Annotated in this window: 3 protein-coding genes; all 3 read left to right on the top strand. The window is 72.6% G+C overall.

From position 1 onward, the window contains the following. Nucleotides 1-1,933: glycogen debranching N-terminal domain-containing protein (locus tag AC31A1_RS48015; protein WP_489659365.1), on the top strand; the 1,933-nt coding region annotated here is incomplete at its 5' end. 130 nt (nucleotides 1,934-2,063) lie between these two features. Further along, complete coding sequence (locus AC31A1_RS48010) at nucleotides 2,064-2,822, top strand: NUDIX hydrolase (RefSeq protein ID WP_266773238.1); 759 nt, start codon at nucleotides 2,064-2,066, stop codon at nucleotides 2,820-2,822. Between the two features lie 91 nt (nucleotides 2,823-2,913). Beyond that, a partial coding sequence (locus AC31A1_RS48005) for an ABC transporter ATP-binding protein (RefSeq protein ID WP_489659364.1) occupies nucleotides 2,914-4,041 on the top strand: 1,128 nt, incomplete at its 3' end.

Here is a 4,041-nt window from a genome sequence, read left to right as displayed (position 1 = left end):
CACCCACACCGCCCTGATCTGCGTAGCCCTCCCGGGCCTCGCTGTCTCCACCGAGCAAGGGCAGCTGAACGGCCGTGGGTTGGAGGGGTTCTACCGGGCGGGGCGACGCGTGCTCTCCCGCTGTCAACTGCGGGTGGCTGGACGGGAACCACTGGCGGTCCAGGCCAGGATGACGGCGGCTGACCGCGCCCGTTTCATGGGGACCATGCGGGTGTCCCCGGACTGCGGCCCGGACCCGGATCTCGTCGTCGAGCGGACCCGGCACGCCGACGGCACCGAGCGCATCACCCTGCGCAGCGTCTCCTGGCGCGCGCTACGCCTGCCGGTCGAGGTGGCGCTCGGCACCGACATGGCCGATCTGGGCGCGATCGCCGCAGGCAGTACAGGACCCGAACTGCCCGCCAGCGTCCACGACTCGGGCCTGCGCTGGTCCGGCCCCAGCGGGAACTCGGCAGTCACGGCCGACCCGCCGCCCGCCGACGCGCTGGCTTCCGCAGGGCTCCTGCGCTGGGAGTTCGAACTGCCACCGGGCGGCACGGTGAGCGTGGAACTCCGGGTACGGCCGGACGGCGCGGGACCGATCCGGGCGGTGGGCCACGGCGCGACGAGTCCCCTGGCCTCCGCACAGGCGACCGGCGACGACCCCCGAGTCCAAGTGCTCCTGCGGACCAGCATCGAGGATCTCCAGGCACTGCTACTGCGCGACCCAGCGCACCCCTCCGACACGCACCTCGCGGCGGGGGCACCCTGGCGCTGCGGTCTGGCACCGGCCGAGTCGCTCACGGCCGCGCGAATGACGCTGCCTCTCGGTACGCGGCTCGCCGCAGGCACACTGCGGATCCTCGCCCGCACCCAACTCCGGTGTGTCGGAGCGCAGTTGGGCATGATTCCCGGACCGCGTCGTGACGCCGGTGCCCACCTGCCGCCGAGTTGCACGGGGACCGAGGCGACCCTGTTGTTCCCGGTGCTGCTCGCGGAGGCCCGCCGCTGGGGGCTTCCCGAGCAGGAGACACAGGAGTTACTCCCGGCCGCCGAGCGCTGTCTGACCTGGCTGCGGGCCACGGTGGGCGACGGCACGTATCTGCGCGACCCGAACCCGGGCGGCCCTGTCCGCTGTGAGACGCAGGCCCACGCCCACCGGGCGGCGCTGCTCGGTGCCGATCTGCTCGACGCGTTCGGCAGACCCGGCGGTGCGGAACTGCGGGAGTGGGCCCAGGAGTTGCGCACCGCCTTCCGCGCGGACTTCTGGATCGGGGACCTGGGCGGCGGTCGCCCGGCAGCGGCTCGATCTCCGGACGGACGTCTCGTGCCGCACCTCGCCGTGACCGCGGCCCATCTCCTCGACACCGGCCTCCTGGGCGGCGGCGAGTACGCCCCCGGCCTGCTCGACAAGGCGCGGGCCGAGCAACTCGCCCGGCTGCTCGGCGCCCCGGCCATGGACTCGGGCTGGGGACTGCGCGGCCTGGGCGTGAAGGAACCGGGATACAGCCCGTTCAGTCACCGGAGTGGAGCCGTGCGGGTGGCGGAGACGGCGATCGCCGTCGCGGGTCTGGCCGCTGCCGAATACGAGAAGGAGTCGACCTCTCTGCTGCGGGGCGTCCTTGCCGCGGCTGAGGCGTTCGGGCACCGGCTCCCCGAGATGTACGCGGGGGAGCAGCGCACGGACGGGAGCGCTCCCCTTCCGCACCCGGCGGCCTGCCGCCCGGCGGCCACGGCGGCCGCCGCCGGGGTGCTGCTGCTGACCACCCTCGTGGGCATCCGTCCCGACGCCCCCGCCGGGACGGTCACCCTCCGCCCGGTGCGCAGCGCGCCCCTGGGCGAGATCGGCCTCACCGGGCTGCGGATCGCGGGTGCCCCCTTCTCCGTACGGGTCGGCCGACTCGGTGTCGCCATGGTCGAAGAGGCGGCCGACGGTCTGCAATTGGGAGCGTGACCTCGGAGGAGGCCGTATCGGGAGACAGCTGGAAGCGGTGGGCGAGCCGCACATCGCACCGAAGTGGATCAGCCACGGCGGTACCGACGAAGGGAGTGTTTATCGTCAGGCAGACGACTATGATCGCCGCATGTCCTACGACCCGTCAGCGTATCCGCCCTTCGCCGTCACCGTGGACCTGGTCGTGCTGACCGTGCGCCGCCATGCTCTGTGCGGGCTGGCGGTACGCAGGGGCGAGCCGCCGTTCCAGGGGCGCTGGGCGCTGCCCGGCGGCTTCGTGCGGGCCGACGAGGACCTGGCGCAGGCCGCGGCGCGCGAACTGGCCGAGGAGACGGGACTGCGCGCCCACGACCCCGGCGCGCCCGCCCAGGACAACGGAGCACATCTGGAGCAGCTCGCGACCTACGGCGACCCCAAGCGCGACCCGCGGATGCGCGTAGTCAGCGTCGCCCACCTAGCGCTCGCTCCCGACCTGCCAGCACCTCGCGCCGGTGGCGACGCCAGCAACGCGCGGTGGGCGCCCGTCGAAGAGCTGCTGCAGCAAGGGGGGTTCGGCCGCGACGGCGATCCGGTGGCACCGCTCGCCTTCGACCACACGCAGATCCTGTCCGACGGAGTTGAGCGCGCCCGTTCGAAGATCGAGTACTCGTCCCTGGCCACAGCGTTCTGCCCCACCGAGTTCACCGTCGGTGAGCTGCGCCGCGTCTACGAGGCGGTGTGGGGCGTGGCGCTCGACCCGCGCAACTTCCACCGCAAGGTGACCGGCACACCCGGGTTCCTCGTTCCGACCGGTGGTACGACGACCCGCCAGGGCGGCCGACCGGCGCAGTTGTTCCGGGCCGGCGGGGCCACGCTGCTCAACCCGCCGATGCTGCGCCCCGAGGTGTGACGCCGTAGGACCTCGACCGAGGTGATCAACCGTTGCGGAGCGAGCCGTTCGGTGCCCGGAAAAACGGACATAGCGCGCTATCTTGCTGTGGGTGATCCAGGCCTTCGGACTGACCAGCAACGCCCGCAAGGAGCATCCGCCCGCCGTCGACGACGTCTCCTTCGAGGCACGTGCGGGCCGTGTCACCGCACTCCTCGGAGCACCGGGCGCGGGCAAGACGGCCGCGCTCAGGCTCATGCTCGAACTCCAACAGGGACGTGGAATCACCTACTTCAGGGGCCGCCCCCTGCACCGCATCGCCCACCCGTCGCGCGAGGTCGGCGTCCTCCTGGGCGATGTGCCGGGACATCCGGCCCGATCGGTCCGCGGCCACCTCCGGATGCTGTGCGCCGCGGCGGGCGTTCCCGCCCGGCGCGCCGACGAGGTCCTCGAAGTGGTCGGCATCGTCAGCCTCCGCGACGAACGCCTCGGCAGTCTCGCGCGCGGCATGGACCGCCGCCTCGGCCTCGCCTGCGCCCTGCTGTCCGACCCGCACACACTCGTGCTGGACGAACCCGCGGACGCCCTCTCGGCCCCCGAAAGCCGTTGGCTGTACGGCATGCTGCGCGCGCACGCGGCCCAGGGCGGCACGGTCCTGTTCACCACCGCCGACCCCAAGGAGGCCGCCCGCAGCGCGGACCGGGTCGTCACCCTGGAGCAGGGCAGACTCGTCGCCGACCAGGAGGCCGGAGACTTCGCCCGCACCCGGCTGCGCCCCCGCGTCGCCGTCCGCAGCCCACACGCCAACCGCCTCGCCGCCCTCCTCACCAAGGAGGCCCGCACCGCACACCGCTCCGTAGAAGTCGTACGGGAGGACGGCAACCGCCTTTCCGTGTACGGCAGTACATGCGCCGACGTCGGCGAGACGGCGTTCCGGCACGACATCCTCGTCCACCAACTCGCGGACGAGATCGGGGACATGGGACCGGGCGCCGGAACGATCCTCCGAGGCGAGGCGGATTCAGCGGACGAGCCGCGAGTGCCTGACACCCCGTCGACGGCCGAGATGCCATCGGCCAGTACTCACGTGCCACTTGCCGAGCCGCCGACGCGACTCACAGATGCTCCGCCCGTCGTCGAAGAACCGGAACCCGCCGCCGAACTCCACCCGCCGTACGAGGACCACACAACCGCTGCGAGCACCCCCACCACAAAGTCCCGGCTGGTCCCCCTCATCGAC

The organism is Streptomyces sp. P5F9 (assembly GCF_057961495.1).
Note: the sequence above shows the minus strand (reverse complement) of the source record. Positions and strands in the feature narration are given on the sequence as shown.

Bases quoted from the DNA above. Each gene is read 5' to 3' on its own strand.
- AC31A1_RS48010 (WP_266773238.1), top strand. From the start codon at position 2,064: ATGTCCTACGACCCGTCAGCGTATCCGCCCTTCGCCGTCACCGTGGAC.